A 14,270-nucleotide genomic window follows, 5' to 3' on the forward strand; every position below is an offset into this window, starting at 1 on the left:
GACCGTCCCTCCGCTATGGCCCACACCACGAGGGACTGGCCGCGGCCCGCGTCCCCTGCGACGAAGACGCCGTCCGCCACGCTGCGCTCCGGCCGCTCGTCCCCCTCCTCCCGCAGCGCCGCAAAGGCGGCGTTCCGCCCGAAGTTGCCCCGTGCGTCGAAGGTGAGTCCGAGTTGCGTGGCCAGGCCGGTGTCCCGTTCGGGCCCGGAGAATCCGAGGGCGAGCAGGACCAGGTCCGCCCTCAGCACCCGCTCGGTGCCGGCCCGGGGATGTCTGGCCGAGGGCTCCACCTCGGTCAGATGCAGCGAGCGTACGTGTCCGGCCGCGTCACCCTCGAAGCGCACGGTGGCCGTGGAGTACCTCCTCGGATCGGCGCCGTCGCGGGCACGGGCCTCCTCATGGGCGTGGGAGACCCGGTAGATCTTCGGATACACCGGCCACGGCTGGCTCTCGGTGCGTGTGTCGCCCGGCTCGGGGTTGATGTCCAACTGCACCACCGACGCGGCCTTCTGACGCAGCGCGGTGCCGAGACAGTCGGAGCCGGTGTCGCCGCCTCCGACGATCACCACGTGGCTGCCCTCCGCGGTCACGGCCGGCTGCGCGTGATCGCCCTCCGTGACACGGTTCGCCGCAGTCAGGTAGTCCAGCGCCTGGTGGATGCCGTGCAGTTCGCGACCCGGTACCGGGAGCTCCCGCTGCTGTGTCGCACCGACGGCGACGATCACCGCGTCGTGGCGGCTCCTCACCTCCGCCACGGCGACGTCACGGCCGACGTCGACGCCGGGACAGAAGACCGTCCCCTCCGCCCTCATCTGCTCGATACGGCGGTCCAGGTGCCGCTTCTCCATCTTGAACGCGGGGATGCCGTAACGGAGCAGACCGCCGATGCGGTCGGCGCGTTCGTAGACCGCGACGGTGTAGCCGGCACGCGTGAGCTGTTGCGCCGCCGCCAGGCCCGCCGGCCCGGAGCCCACGACCGCGACCGATGAGCCGATGAGCCGCTCCGGCGGAAGCGGGGACACGAGCCCCCGTTCCCATGCCTGGTCGGCGATCGTCTGCTCCACGTTCTTGATCGTCACCGGCTCGGAGTTGATCGCGAGGACGCACGCGGGCTCGCAGGGTGCCGGGCAGATCCGGCCGGTGAACTCGGGAAAGTTGTCGGTGGCATGCAGCCGCTCCGCGGCGGCGCCCCAGTCGCTGTGGGCGGCGTACACGTTCCACTCCGGTATGAGGTTCCCCAGCGGGCAGCCGCTGTGGCAGAACGGGATGCCGCAGTCCATGCAGCGCCCTGCCTGCAAGGAGACCACCGGCAGCAGCGCCTGACCGGCGTGCACCTCGTGCCAGTCGTCGAGCCGTTCCTCGGCGGGACGCGCGGTCACGGGCCGGCGGGGAGTCGTCAGGAAACCGAAGGGGTCGGTCATGTCGCCCTCTGTGATGCCGACTGGGGGATTTCGACAGGACGTTCTCACGAGCTTACGCCTCTGGTCCTCCGGGAGCGCGGCCGAAGGCGCGGACCGGACAGTCAGTGAGACGGGAGTTCACCATGTGAGAAATTCCGTTCTGTTCCCATACGTCCTCCCGGTGGCGACGAATAAGGATCAGGTGAGGCCTTCGGCGCTGAAGGTGCGGGGCCTACCGACCGACCGGACACGGCCCAGGGAGTGCTCATGGCGGGAAAGCCGCTCGAAGCGTTGGCCATCGGATCCGCGGATCCCGCTCGCCGGCTCGATGAGGCCCCGGTTCCCGCCACCGGCACGCAGGAGACACTCGCCCTGCTGCTCGCGGATGTCGCGCAGGTGGAAGAAGTGCCCCTCGACAGCCACTTCTTCGACGATCTGGGTGCTGACTCCCTGGTCATGGCCCACTTCTGTGCCCGCGTCAGAAAGCGCCCGGACCTGCCGTCGGTGTCCATGAGGGACGTCTACCGCCACCCGACGGTCAGAGATCTGGCGGCAGCGCTCGCACAGTCCGCCGCGACCGCAGCCGCCCCGGCCGCCCCGGCGCCCGAGCTCCGCCCGCCCGCACCGGTGGCCGCCCCGCTGGGAAGGCCCCGCTACCTGCTGTGCGGAGTGCTGCAGGCCGCAAGCTTCGTCGGCTATGCCTTCCTCGTCGCCTTCGTGAGTGCGGCGGGATACGAGTGGATCGCCGCCGGGACGCACCTCCTCGACGCCTATCTGCGGTCGGTGGTGTTCGGCGCCGTGACGCTGTTCGTCGTATGCGCTCTGCCCGTACTCGTGAAGTGGCTGCTCATCGGCCGGTGGAAGCCTGAGAGGATCAGCGTCTGGAGCCTGGCGTACGTCCGCTTCTGGCTGGTCAAGACCCTCGTCCGGTCGAACCCGCTGGTCCTGTTCGCCGGTTCGCCGCTGTTCGTCCTCTATCTCAAGGCGCTCGGCGCGCGGATCGGGCGGGGCGTGACGATCCTCTCCCGCAATGTGCCCGTGTGCACCGACCTGCTGGCCGTCGGTGACGGCACGGTCATCCGCAAGGATGTCTTGATCAGTTGCTATCGCGCCCACGACGGCGCGATCGAGACGGGGCCGGTCAGCCTCGGGCGGGACGTGGTGGTCAGCGAGGCGACGGTGCTCGACATCGAAACCTCGATGGGCGACCGGGCGCAGCTCGGCCACGCGTCCTCACTGCACGAGGGCCAGGCGGTGCCCGACGGCGGGCATTGGCACGGATCACCGGCGCAGCCCGGCGACGCCGACTTCCTGGCCGTCGGGCCCGCCCGGTGCGGTGCGGTGCGCAGGGCGGTACACAGTGTGCTGCTGGTGCTTACGGCGCTCCTGGTGTACGTACCGCTGACGGTGGGCTGCCTGGACGTGCTGCTCTCCCGGGCCCCCCAGCTGACCACCATGCTGGAACCGGGACCGGCCGCCCTCGGTGAATGGGTGTTCTACGCCGACCTGCTGGCGTTCACCGCCGTGGTCTTCTTCGGCGGTGTGCCGCTCACCCTGGTCGTGCTGGTCACCGTCCCGCGCCTGCTGAGCCCGCTGGTGAAGCCGGGTCGGGTGTACCCGCTGTACGGCTTCCACCACGCGGTGCACCGGGCCACCCTCCGGCTCACCAACAGACGCTTCCTGACACGTCTGTTCGGCGACAGCAGCTGCATCGTGCACTATCTGCGCGGCATCGGCTACGACCTGTCCCGGCTGGAGCAGACCGGTTCCAACTTCGGAACCGTGGTGAAGCACGAGAGTCCCTCGGCCAGTGCCGTCGGCAGCGGCACCATGGTCGCGGACGGGCTCTCGCTCATGAACGCCGACTACTCGAGCACTGCCTTCCGGCTGGCCCGGACCTCGATCGGCGCGCACAACTTCCTCGGGAACCGGATCGCCTACCCCTCACGGGGCCGGACGGGCGACAACTGTCTGCTGGCGACCAAGGTCATGGTCCCCGTCGACGGTCCGGTCCGGGAGAACACGGGCCTCCTCGGCTCCCCGTGCTTCGAGATCCCCCGGTCGGTACTGCGGGACAGCACCTTCGACGACCTGAAGAGCGGTGCCGAGCTGCGCGGAGCTCTGCGGGCCAAGAACCGCCACAACGCCGTCACCATGGCGTTGTTCCTGACCACGGGATGGCTGTACTTCTTCAGCGTCACGCTCCTGTTCGCGGGAGCGGCCCAACTGTACGCACACTGGGGCGTGGTGGCGCTCGCGCTCGCCAACGCCCTCCTGCTGCCGTTCACCGTCCTGTACTACGTACTCGTCGAACGCGCGGTCAGCGCCATGCACCGGCCGGAGCCGCTGTTCTGCTCGATCTACGACGTCCGCTTCTGGCGACGTGAGCGGTACTGGAAGGTCTCCTCGGAGACGTATCTGCGTGTCCTCAACGGCACGCCGTTCAAGAGCGTCGCGTGGCGGATGCTCGGCGTCCGCGTCGGCAGCGGGGTGTTCGACGACGGCTGCAGTCTGACCGAACGGCCCATGGCCACCATCGGGGACGGCTGCACGCTGGCTGCGGGCAGCGTCATCCAGTGCCACTCACAGGAGGACGGCACCTTCAAGTCGGATCGCAGCACGATCGGTTCCGGCTGCACCCTCGGTGTTGGTGCCTTCGTCCACTACGGCGTGACGATCGGCGACGGCGCCCTGCTGGAGGCGGACTCCTTCCTGATGAAGGGCGAGACGGTTCCGGCACATGCCCGGTGGGCGGGCAACCCGGCCCGGCCTTCCGGGCCGGAACAGGACGGCAGCGGAGGTGGGTTCTGATGGCGTCAGCGGTGACCTGCGCGGCGTCCGGGCACGACACCCTGCCCGCCGGCGACTTCACGGCCGCACCCCGTTGGGCCACGACGCCGGTGCCCGGTACAGCGGAACACACAACGGCCCTCCCCGGCGGTCTGACCGCAAACCTGCGAAGGCAGGCCGAAGTTCTCGGGGTCCCGCTCACCGCGGTGCTCCTGGCCGCGCACATGAAGGTGCTTGCCGCACTGTCCGGCGACCGTGTCGTGCGCACCGGTTACCTCCCGCCGTCGGGAGCCGGACCGCTGCCCTGTCGACTGACCGTAGAACCCGGCCCCTGGCGGCAGGTCGTGCTGGACGCCTGCCGGACCGAGGCGCAGCTTCTGGCTTCGCGTCAGGTACGGGAGAGCAGGGGGCCCTCGCCCGAGGTCGTCTTCGCCCCGGCCGACGGCGGCCCGGTCGGACCGGGGGACAGCGTGCTGAGTGTGGCAGCGGTGAAGCAGGACGACGACCTGGTCCGTCTGCGCCTGCGGTACCGGACCGACGTGATCGACGCCGGCTGTGCCGCCCGGATCGGCGGTTACCACCTCGCGGCCCTCGAACAGATCGCAGCCGACCCCAACGCCCCGCACCAGCGGCAGAGCCTGCTGACCGCCGAGGAACTGCGCTTCCAGATCGACGGACTGGCCGGCCCGAGCCGCGAGCTGCCCGACCTCCGCTTCCACGAACTCTTCGAGGAAAGGGTGCGGCGGCATCCGGACGCCGTCGCGGCGGTGCACGGCGATCGGCGATGGACGTACCAGGAGCTCAACGTACGGGCCAACCGGCTGGCGCGCGGCCTGCTGGCAAGGGGCCTCGGCCCCGAGGACGTCGTCGCGGTGGTGACCGAGCGCGACCTGAACTGGATGGCCGGTGTACTGGGCGTCCTCAAGGCCGGGGGCGCCTACCTGCCGATCGACCCGCAGTACCCGCCCGGACGTATCGCCGCCATGCTCGACCGGGCCCGGTGCGAGACGGTGCTCACAGAACCGGGCAGCACCACCAACCTGGACCGGGCCGTCTCCTCGCTGCCCGGGACGCGCAGGCTCCTCGTCCCCGCGCTCGCCGAGAGCGACACCGACGGAGGTGACCTCGGCCTCGACGTGGCGGCGGACCGGCTCGCGTACGTCTGCTTCACCTCCGGCTCCACCGGCGAACCCAAGGGCGCGATGTGCGAGCACGCCGGCATGCTCAACCACCTTTACGCGAAGATCGACGACCTGGGGATCGGCGAGGGGCAGGTCGTGGCGCAGACGGCTTCCCAGTGCTTCGACATCTCGGTGTGGCAGCTCCTCTCCGCGCTGCTGGTCGGCGGGCGGACGCTGCTGGTGGGGCAGGAGGCGATCCTCGACGCCGACCGGTTCCTGGACACGATCGCGGACGGCCGTATCGGGGTGCTGCAACTCGTACCGTCGTACCTCGACGTCGTCCTGTCGGCCCTCGAGCGCAGCCCGCGCGACCTGCCGGACCTGAAGTGCGTCTCGGCCACGGGTGAGGAGCTGAAGCGGGAACTCGTCCAGCGCTGGTTCACCGCCCGGCCCGGAACCCGCCTCGTCAACGCCTACGGACTGACGGAGACCTCGGACGACACCAACCACGAAGTGATGGACGCGGTGCCGGCCGACGGGCGGATCCCCCTCGGCCGGCCCGTCAACAACGTGCGCGTCTACGTCGTCGACGACGATCTGTCGCCGGTTCCGCTCGGTGCCCCCGGAGCCATCGTGTTCTCCGGCATCTGCGTCGGGCGCGGCTACGTCAACGACCCCGAACGCACCAGGTCCGTCTATCTCGCCGATCCGCACCGCCCGGGCAGGCGGCTCTACCGGGGCGGTGACTTCGGCCGCTGGCTGCCCGGCGGGAAGCTGGAGTTCCTCGGTCGCAAGGACGCCCAGATCAAGATCCGCGGCTTCCGCATCGAGATCGGTGAGATCGAGAACACCCTGCTGCGCCTGCCGGACGTGCGCGACGCCGCCGTCGTGGTCACCGGTCCGGAGGGGCACGACAGGCAACTGGTCGCCTTCTGCACCGGCCCGCGACCGCCGGCGGCCGACGAACTGCGTGAGCGGCTGGGCGAGCTGTTGCCCGAGTACATGGTCCCGGCCGCCTTCCACCAGCGCGAGAGCCTGCCCCTCACGGCCAACGGCAAGACCGACAGGAGGGCGCTGGCCGCCCTCGCCGAAGAACTCGGCGCCGCCGCCCACGCCTTCGCGCCGCCGCGGACCCCGACGGAACAGCGACTGGCGACGGCGTGGGCCGCGGTCCTCGACGTCGCGCCCGAGCGGATCGGCCGACGCGAGAACTTCTTCGACCTGGGCGGCACGTCTCTCTCGGCCGTGCGGCTCGCGATCTCGCTGGATCGCGTGATCTCCCTCCGTGACCTCACCCGCTGTCCGGTCCTGACCGATCTGGCCGCCCTCGTCGACTCCCGCGACGGCGACCGGGGCCGGACCGCGCCCGGAGTGCTGCGGACGCTCACGGTGCCGGACGGCCCCGCGGCGGGCGCCCTGGTCTGCTTCCCGGACACCGGCCGCGACGCGGCGGACTTCCGGCCGCTCGCCGACGCCCTGCGCGGCAGTGGCCTGACCGTGTACGCAGCCGCGGCCGCCGGCGCCGCGCCCGCGATCGTCTCCCACCTCGCGAGCGAGATCGACCGACTCGGCGGGGCGGGAGTGCTGCTCTGGGGAGACGGCGCGGGGGCGGCGACTGCCGTGGACACGGCCCGGATCCTGGAGCAGCGCGGTGTGCCCGTGCGGAGAGTCTTCGCCGCCGCGTCCGACGGCCACCCGGGCCTGCACGACACCGTGCCGGCGCTTCCCGCCGAGCGGCCCGCCGCACCCCTGACCCTGCTCCTCCGCACCCGCGAGCCCGGATCCGCCGAGCCCCCCGACGCACCCCGGACCCCTGACGGCGCGCAGGGCACACAGGGGCCACTCGGCGACCGGCAACTTCTGGCCGGGCACGCCGACCTGTGGAACGTACCCGGCGGCGGAGGCAGCTTCCTGCGCACCCGCCCGGCCGAGGCCGCCAAGGCCGTGGTCCGTGCGGCCATGTCACCGTCCGACACCTGAATCACCTACGAGAGGAGACCGGCATGCTGTCCGCACTGTTCCGCAAGCAGGCGACGCTCACCGAGCCGGCGACCCTGCAGGTCGCCGCCGCCACCGACGTGGAGGCATGGGCGGCCGATCAGCGGGACACCCTGCGCGGCCTCGTCGCCGAGCACGGCGCGCTCATGGTCCAAGGCCTCGGGCTGCGCAGCGCGGCCGACGTCGCGGCCGTACTGCGACAGGTGGCCTCCCGCCCGGCGACCGAACGGGAGGCCTTCGCCGCCCGAGAGAACTACGCCGAAGGCGTCTACTCGTCGTCGGCGTGGCCGGCCGGCCAGACGATGTGCATGCACCACGAGCTGAGCTACGCGGCCCAGTACCCGGGGCTGCTGCTGTTCGCCTGCATCCGCCCGCCCACCGAGGGCGGGGCCACCGCGGTGGCCGACTCGGCCGCCGTCCTTCAGGCTCTGCCGACCGGACTGGTCGAGCGCTTCGAACGGGAAGGCTGGCTGCTCACCCGCACCTACAACGACGAGATCGGCGCCACGCTCACCCAGGCGTTCGGCACCGACGACCGCAGTGCCGTCGAGGCGTACTGCCGCGCCAACGCCGTCGAATGGGCCTGGCAGCCGGACGGCTCCCTGCGCACCCGGCAGCACCGCGCCGCCGTTCTGCCCCATCCCGTCACCGGCGTTCGCTGCTGGTTCAACCAGATCGCCTTCCTGAACGAGTGGACGATGGCCCCCGAGGTGCGGGAGTTCCTCATCGAGGAGTACGGCCCGGACGATCTCCCCTTCAACACCCGTTTCGGCAACGGTGATCCCTTGCCCCCTGACGTTGTCGAGCAGATCAACAAGGTCTACGAGGCACACACCCTGCGCCGGCCGTGGCAGGCCGGCGACCTGATGCTCGTCGACAACATCCGTACCGCGCACAGCAGAGAGGCCTACGCGGGTCCGCGGGACGTGGTGGTGGCGATGGCGGACCCGGTGCGCCGGACCGGACCCGCACCGGCCGGGAGGGCAGTGGCATGACCACGGTGAACCACCCCCTCCTCGACGAAACCACCCGTGGCGACACCCGCTCGGACGCCCGTACTGTGCCGCCCTTCGCGGTCATCCCCGGCGAGCAGGTCAGAAGCGTCCTGGAGGGCCGGGAGAAGGCCGTCGTGGACGTGGTCGAGTCGGCGTACCGCCTGCACGGCGCCGGCCGGACGGTCAACCCGCCGTCGTCCTTCCTGCGGTTCCCCGACCGTCCGTCGTCGCGGATCATCGCGCTGCCCGCCTCGCTCGGCGGCGAGGCACGGGTGGACGGACTCAAGTGGATCTCCAGCTTCCCGGAGAACGTGTCGTCGGAGATCCCGCGGGCCTCGGCGGTCCTCATCCTCAACGACCACGACACCGGCTATCCGTTCGCCTGCATGGAGAGCTCGATCATCAGCGCCGCCCGGACGGCCGCGTCCGCCGTGTCGGCAGCCGGATGGCTCAGCAGGGGGCGGCCGCGCCCTGCCCGACTCGGTTTCGTCGGCGCGGGCCTGATCGCCCGATACATCCACACCTACCTGGACGGCACCGGCTGGTCGTTCGACGAGATCGGCGTGCACGACGTGTCCGCCGCCAGCGCGGCGGGCTTCCGCCTCTACCTGGAGCAGTCGGGAGCCGCCGGCCGGGTCACCGTGCACCGCGGCGCCGAGGCGCTGGTCCGCGGCAGCGATCTGGTGGTCTGCGCCACCGTCGCGTCCCAGCCGCACATCAGCGACCCCTCGTGGTTCCGGCACAATCCGGTGGTCCTGCACGTGTCGCTGCGAGATCTCGCGCCGCAGGTCCTGCTGTCCGCCACCAACATCGTCGACGACGTCGACCACTGCCTCAGGGCCGCGACTTCACCCCACCTCACCGAGCAGCTCACCGGCAGCCGGGCCTTCCTGGACGGCACGCTGGAGGACGTGATGGCCACAAGGGTGGAGGTACCCGCGGACCGGCCCACGGTGTTCTCCCCGTTCGGGCTCGGAATCCTCGATCTGGCGGTCGGCCGCTATGTATACGACGAGGTGGTCCGGTCCGGCGAACTGCAGATCATCGACAACTTCTTCCACGAACTGCGCCGGTACGGATGAGGCGGCGCGCCTGAGCGCCGCCCGGCCGGAGATCCACGGCAGACGAGGAGACCATCGTGCCCGTCATATCCGTTCCCCAAGCCTTCAACGAGGAGGACCTGTACATCGACCTGCGGCCGATGCTCGGGCAGCCCTTGTTCCTCAAGTGCGAGGGATTCAACTTCGCCGGTTCGATCAAGATGAAGGCCGCGACCGAGATGGTGGAGTCCGCCGAGCGGAGAGGGGTCATCACCCGGGACTCGATCCTGGTCGAGTCCTCCTCCGGCAATCTCGGAGTGGCTCTCAGCATGATCGCGGCGAGCAAGGGCTACCGGTTCTTCTGTGTGACGGACACCCGCTGCAACCTGGCCACCAGGCTGATGATGGAAGCACTGGGCAGCAAGGTCCATGTGATCTCCGAGGGGACCGCCGACGGCGGCCTGCTCGGCGCACGGCTCGCGTTCGTGCGTGACCTGTGCGCCGCGGATCCTCACTGCGTGTGGCTGAGTCAGTACACCAACGCCGACAACTGGAAGGCCCATTACCACAGGACGGCACCAGCCATCGCCCGCGGATTCCCGCATCTGGACGTGCTGTTCGTCGGTGTCGGCACCACCGGAACCCTGATGGGCTGCGCCCGCTGGTTCCGCAACTGGCACCGTCCCGTGCGCATCGTGGCGGTGGACAGCGTCGGCTCCGCGATCTTCGGCGACCCACCGGGACGCCGGATGATTCCCGGCCTCGGAATGAGCGTCCGCCCGCCGCTGCTCGACGAGTCGTACGTGGACGAGGCGGTGCGCGTCGAGGAGGCGGACACCATCCGCACCTGCCGCAGCCTGGCCATGCGTGGCTTCCTCTTCGGCGGCTCCACCGGCACGGTGGTCAGCGGCGCGAAGAGCTGGCTCGAACGGCACGACACCCACGGCCTCACACCGGTGGCGATCGCCCCGGACTTCGGTGAGCGGTACCTCGACACCATCTACCAGTCCAACTGGGTGCGGGGCCTCTACGGCGAGGACGTCCTCCTTCCGGACGGGCAGACGGAAGGGGACGGCCGGGCGCACAGAGCCGGCGCGTCCAAGAGCACGACGCTCTGACGCACGGGGCGCCTACGCCACCTCGGCCCGTCCGGTGGCCTCGCGGAAGGCGTATGACCATGTACACCGATCACCACTTCGAGACCCTTCCTGCGGCGGGACCGCAGTCGGCGCTACGCCCGAACGACCTCGTACCCGGCGCGTGGGCACGACCTGCTCCGCCCCGGCCCGGAGCGCCGCGGCTGTGGCTCGCGCGCGTGGAGGACCTGCGCGATGTCGTCGCACCGCTCGCCGCCTCGGTGCTGGACGGCGGCGAGAGGGCACGGGCGGCGGCGCTGCGCAGGGCGGTGGACCGGGACGGCTACAGGGTCACCCATGTCTGCCTGAGGCTGCTCCTGGGTGCCTACTTGGGGATCGACCCGCGCGATGTACGGCTCGCACGAGCGCGGTGCCCCCAGTGCGGGGGCCCGCACGGCCGCCCCCTGGTCGACGAGGCGGCTCTGTACTTCTCCGTCTCCCGCACACCGGGGTATTGCCTCCTCGCCTTCGCGGCCACAGAGGTCGGCGCCGATGTGGAGAGGGTTCCCTCCTCCGCCCTCGTCGAGGAGATGGCCGCAGCGCTGCACCCTCGGGAGACCGCCCAGCTCGCGGCCTGCCCCCCGTCGGACCGCCCGGCGGCGTTCGCCCGGGCATGGACCCGCAAGGAGGCGTATCTGAAGGCACTCGGTACCGGACTCGGACGCGACCTTCACGCGGACCACCTCGGCACGTCGCCGCACGCACCGGCCCGGATACCTGGCTGGTCGGTCGTCGACGTCCTCGTTCCCGCGGGCTACGAGGCAGCCGTCGTGGTTCGCCGCGGGTGACAGGAGCGCCGCCGAACACGACGTGGGCGGCGGTCACCCGGGAACGGGGATGTAGGCCAGCGGGTCGGTGGTGGGCTGCGGGGACCCGCCGACAGGTTCGACGGTGATACAGACGGCCGTGGCCTCCTTGAGCGGGCCGTCGAGGACGCGAGCCCGGCGGTCGCCCGAGACAGGCAGCGGACCGGCGGGCCGGTACCGCCCGGTCTCGGCGTACCACAGCTCGTAGACCTGGTCGTCGGCGAGGGAAGGCAGGCCGGAGACGATGAACGCGGCCCGGCCCTGGGACCGCGAGGCGATCACAATCGCGGTGGCGCCGTTGGGCAGCTTCTCGGTGCTGATCGTCGCGTCCCGCGTGGCCATGACGTCGGCGAGGGCGGCCGTGCCGGAGCGCACCTCGGCGAGCTCAAGGCGCGCGCTGTCGGCCCTGGCGTGCTGCCACGCCGCCACACCGCCCAGGCCCACCGCTGCCGCGAGGCACGCGCCCGCCGCCAGCCGTAGGCCCCGCTGCGGCCGGGGTAACCGTTGCCGCGCGCCGGGGAAGGGCCGCTCCTGTTGGACGGAGGCGATCTGCGCCAGCACCCGGCGGCGCAGGTCCGCGGGCGGCGCGAGAGATTCGGCCGCGGCCAGCAGGGCGGCGGTGGGCGTCAGTCTGTCGGCTTCGCGGCGGCAGGGCGCACAACCGGCCAGGTGGTTCTCGAAGGCCGCCTCCTCGGCGCGCGGCAGGGCGTGCAGCGCGTAGGCGCCGATGGGGAGATGCGGGTTGTCGATGCTCATGAGGCGGCCTCCATGCACAGGCGCAAGCTCTGCAGCCCCTGTCGCATCCGTGACTTGATCGTTCCCGCCGGGGCGGCCAGGGCATCAGCCACCTCCGCGTACGTCAGGCCCTGGTAGAAGGCGAGCATCAGAGGCACCCGCTGCGCGTCGTTGAGAGCGCTCAGGCAGCGGAAGACCACCCGCTGTTCCTCGCGGTCTTCCACTGCTTCGGCGACCATGTCGAAGGACGGCTCGTGCTGCAGCACGACGGAGCGCAGCTCGCGCGCCCGGCCGGCGGCGACGGAACGCACCCGGTCCACCGCCCGGCGGTGCGCCAGAGTGAGCACCCAGCTCCGGGCGGCTCCCCGCTCCGGACGGAAGCGGTCCGCGGTGCGCCAGACCTCGATCATGACGTCCTGAGTCACCTCTTCCGCCTGCGCCTCGTCCCGCAGCACCCGGCAGGCCAGTCCCATCACCGGCGGTGCGAGAGCGTCGTAGACGCCGGCGAAGGCCTGCTGATCGCCCTCGGCCGCACGGGTGAGCAGCCCGTCCACCCGGTCGTCGTCCGCGGAACGCCCAGTGGCGTGCTTGCCGTCACTTCTGGTGCCCGGCTTCTGTTCCACACTCCACCGCCCTCCTCGACTCGGGTCGACCTCATACCGTCGGCGCTCTTCGCGCATCCGGCCGAGAGCCGTCCGCCTGACTTATTCACCTCCTTGCCTCAGACGGTCGCTGGACGATGTCGCTCGCCCGGGGGCCCGTGCCGGACTGTTCAGTCGCAAGACCGCGTGCACGGTCCTGCCTCCCGTCCCAGGCACCGGATCGAGGACAACCCCTCATCGGTTATTCGAAGCTGCGGACCCCGTGGATCACAGTGATCAGCGACTGGGGCGATATTGGGGACACCGGTTCGTCGGCGCCGTCACGCGCGTCCTGACGCCCGGGCCACCTCTCACCCGACCGGGAACGGTTGCCGACGTGTCGGACCCCGGAATGGGGATCAGGGCGGGTGCCGGTGGCCAGGGCGAGTGAACACGCGGCGCTGGTGCCGGGTCGGGAAGGACGGCGGACCACAGTGCTCTCAGGCCGGCTTCGAGGGGTGCGGTGCACGGCCCGGCGACCGGGACAAGGGCCGTGGAGACGAGTGCCGGATGCGCGATGCAGAGGGCGGAGACGGTGCGCAGGCATGAGGCGTTTCGGAAACCCCACTTTCGAGTGAACCGCCCGCAGGCATCTGTCAGTTCACTCTTCGTGCGTAAGGATTTCGGTGTCCCGGTCGCCGCCGTCCACGTGTCCCCGTGGGGCGGCAGGCGACCCCATGTCTCCGTGGGGGTTCCACCACCTTGAACAGCAATACCTTCCGCATGCCCGCACGCAAGGCCGCCGCGGCGACCGCCGCCGTCGCTCTGGCCGCCACGCCGGTCGCGCTCGCCGGCCCTGCCCACGCCACCGGCGGCGGTGAGGGAAGTGCCACCGCGGTCGTGCTCCGTACCGGCCTGGACGTCTCCCTGCTCGACAAGACCGTCCATGTGCCGCTCAGGACGACGCTCAACGAGGTCCGGGCGCCCGGCAGCGCCGAGAAGACCGCGCTGAGCGTCGAGTTGGACGGCGTGGGCAACGACGGGCAGGTCCAGGTGCTGCGTGCGGACGTGGCGACCGCGAAGGCCACGGTGGAGAGCGGCAGGGCCGAGGCCCGCAGCACCCTCGCCAACGCCAGGGTGCACGTGCCCGGCCTGCCGCTGCTGTCGCTGATCGAGGTCGAGCAGGTCACGTCGAAGGCCGTCTGCGAGACGGGCCGGCAGCCCGTCGCCGAGTCGAACCTGCTGGGGAAGGTGAGGGTCCTCGGCAAGAAGGTCACACTCAGCACGGGCGGCCCGACACGCGTCGGGGTGCCGGGCGTGGGCGAGGTGACCCTCGAGCTGTCCAAAACCCGCACCACGTCCCGTACGGCCGCCGCGACGGCTCTGCAGCTGAAGGTCGCCCTCAACCCGCTGGAGCTGAACGTCGCCGAGGTCGACGGCGAGGTCACGCTCGCGGAGGCGACCTGCGAGGCGCCCGGCGCGACGTCGGGCGGGACCGCGAAGCCGGCCGAGCCGACGCCCCCCGTTGACGACAAGCCCGCCGACGACAAGCCGGCCGACGAGAAGCCCGCCGAGGGGATCTCCGCCCAGTCCGGCGAGGACAACCTGGCGGCGACCGGCGGCAGTTCCACGACGCCGTACCTCGCGGGCGGCGCGGCCGTCCTGCTC

The 14,270-nt window shown here is 71.1% G+C and carries 10 protein-coding genes; 7 read left to right on the forward strand and 3 right to left on the reverse strand.

Annotation, left to right across the window (positions count from 1 at the left end; translation table 11 throughout):
• On the reverse strand, nt 1–1,421 hold a 1,421-nt coding region (locus ACWGH4_RS17700), incomplete at its 3' end, for a glutamate synthase subunit beta (RefSeq protein WP_453461505.1).
• 246 nt (nt 1,422–1,667) lie between these two features.
• Between ACWGH4_RS17700 and ACWGH4_RS17705 the strand changes: the two genes are divergently transcribed.
• The 6 genes from ACWGH4_RS17705 to ACWGH4_RS17730 are packed head-to-tail and all read left to right on the forward strand — an operon-like array spanning nt 1,668 to nt 11,268.
• A complete protein-coding gene (locus ACWGH4_RS17705; RefSeq protein WP_453461508.1) occupies nt 1,668–4,211 on the forward strand; it encodes a Pls/PosA family non-ribosomal peptide synthetase in 2,544 nt (847 codons plus the stop codon).
• The gene (locus tag ACWGH4_RS17710; RefSeq protein ID WP_453461510.1) at nt 4,211–7,291 is read left to right on the forward strand and encodes a non-ribosomal peptide synthetase; all 3,081 of its coding nucleotides are present in this window, start codon (nt 4,211–4,213) and stop codon (nt 7,289–7,291) included. Before ACWGH4_RS17705 ends, ACWGH4_RS17710 begins: the two co-directional genes overlap by 1 nt.
• Before the next feature lie 23 nt (nt 7,292–7,314).
• Nucleotides 7,315–8,304 (forward strand): TauD/TfdA family dioxygenase, encoded by a 990-nt coding sequence (locus ACWGH4_RS17715; RefSeq protein ID WP_453461513.1) that lies wholly within the window; start codon nt 7,315–7,317, stop codon nt 8,302–8,304.
• A complete protein-coding gene (sbnB, locus tag ACWGH4_RS17720; protein WP_453461516.1) occupies nt 8,301–9,386 on the forward strand; it encodes a 2,3-diaminopropionate biosynthesis protein SbnB in 1,086 nt (361 codons plus the stop codon). Before ACWGH4_RS17715 ends, sbnB begins: the two co-directional genes overlap by 4 nt.
• A 56-nt stretch (nt 9,387–9,442) precedes the next feature.
• On the forward strand, nt 9,443–10,462 hold the full coding sequence (sbnA, locus tag ACWGH4_RS17725) for a 2,3-diaminopropionate biosynthesis protein SbnA (protein WP_453461519.1): 1,020 nt from the start codon (nt 9,443–9,445) through the stop codon (nt 10,460–10,462).
• Nucleotides 10,463–10,515: 53 nt separating this feature from the next.
• Nucleotides 10,516–11,268: a 4'-phosphopantetheinyl transferase family protein gene (locus ACWGH4_RS17730; protein ID WP_453461522.1), complete on the forward strand. Its 753-nt coding sequence runs from the start codon at nt 10,516–10,518 to the stop codon at nt 11,266–11,268.
• Between the two features lie 33 nt (nt 11,269–11,301).
• Here the strand turns inward: ACWGH4_RS17730 and ACWGH4_RS17735 are convergent, their stop codons facing one another.
• Together ACWGH4_RS17735 and sigK are read right to left on the reverse strand one after the other, a co-directional pair.
• The gene (locus ACWGH4_RS17735; protein ID WP_453461525.1) at nt 11,302–12,042 is read right to left on the reverse strand and encodes an anti-sigma factor; all 741 of its coding nucleotides are present in this window, start codon (nt 12,040–12,042) and stop codon (nt 11,302–11,304) included.
• Entirely contained in the window at nt 12,039–12,644 is a 606-nt protein-coding gene (gene sigK, locus ACWGH4_RS17740) for an ECF RNA polymerase sigma factor SigK (RefSeq protein ID WP_453461528.1), read from the reverse strand. The genes ACWGH4_RS17735 and sigK overlap by 4 nt, the downstream gene beginning before the upstream one ends.
• A gap of 720 nt (nt 12,645–13,364) precedes the next feature.
• On the opposite strand from sigK, the gene ACWGH4_RS17745 reads away from it, so the two are divergent.
• Nucleotides 13,365–14,270: SCO1860 family LAETG-anchored protein (locus ACWGH4_RS17745; protein ID WP_453461530.1), on the forward strand; the 906-nt coding region annotated here is incomplete at its 3' end.

The sequence above is a fragment of the Streptomyces sp. NPDC054847 genome (assembly GCF_053610925.1).

Bases quoted from the DNA above. Each gene is read 5' to 3' on its own strand.
- ACWGH4_RS17705 (WP_453461508.1), top strand. From the start codon at position 1,668: ATGGCGGGAAAGCCGCTCGAAGCGTTGGCCATCGGATCCGCGGATCCC.
- ACWGH4_RS17710 (WP_453461510.1), top strand. From the start codon at position 4,211: ATGGCGTCAGCGGTGACCTGCGCGGCGTCCGGGCACGACACCCTGCCC.
- ACWGH4_RS17715 (WP_453461513.1), top strand. From the start codon at position 7,315: ATGCTGTCCGCACTGTTCCGCAAGCAGGCGACGCTCACCGAGCCGGCG.
- sbnB (WP_453461516.1), top strand. From the start codon at position 8,301: ATGACCACGGTGAACCACCCCCTCCTCGACGAAACCACCCGTGGCGAC.
- ACWGH4_RS17730 (WP_453461522.1), top strand. From the start codon at position 10,516: ATGACCATGTACACCGATCACCACTTCGAGACCCTTCCTGCGGCGGGA.
- ACWGH4_RS17735 (WP_453461525.1), bottom strand. From the start codon at position 12,042: ATGAGCATCGACAACCCGCATCTCCCCATCGGCGCCTACGCGCTGCAC.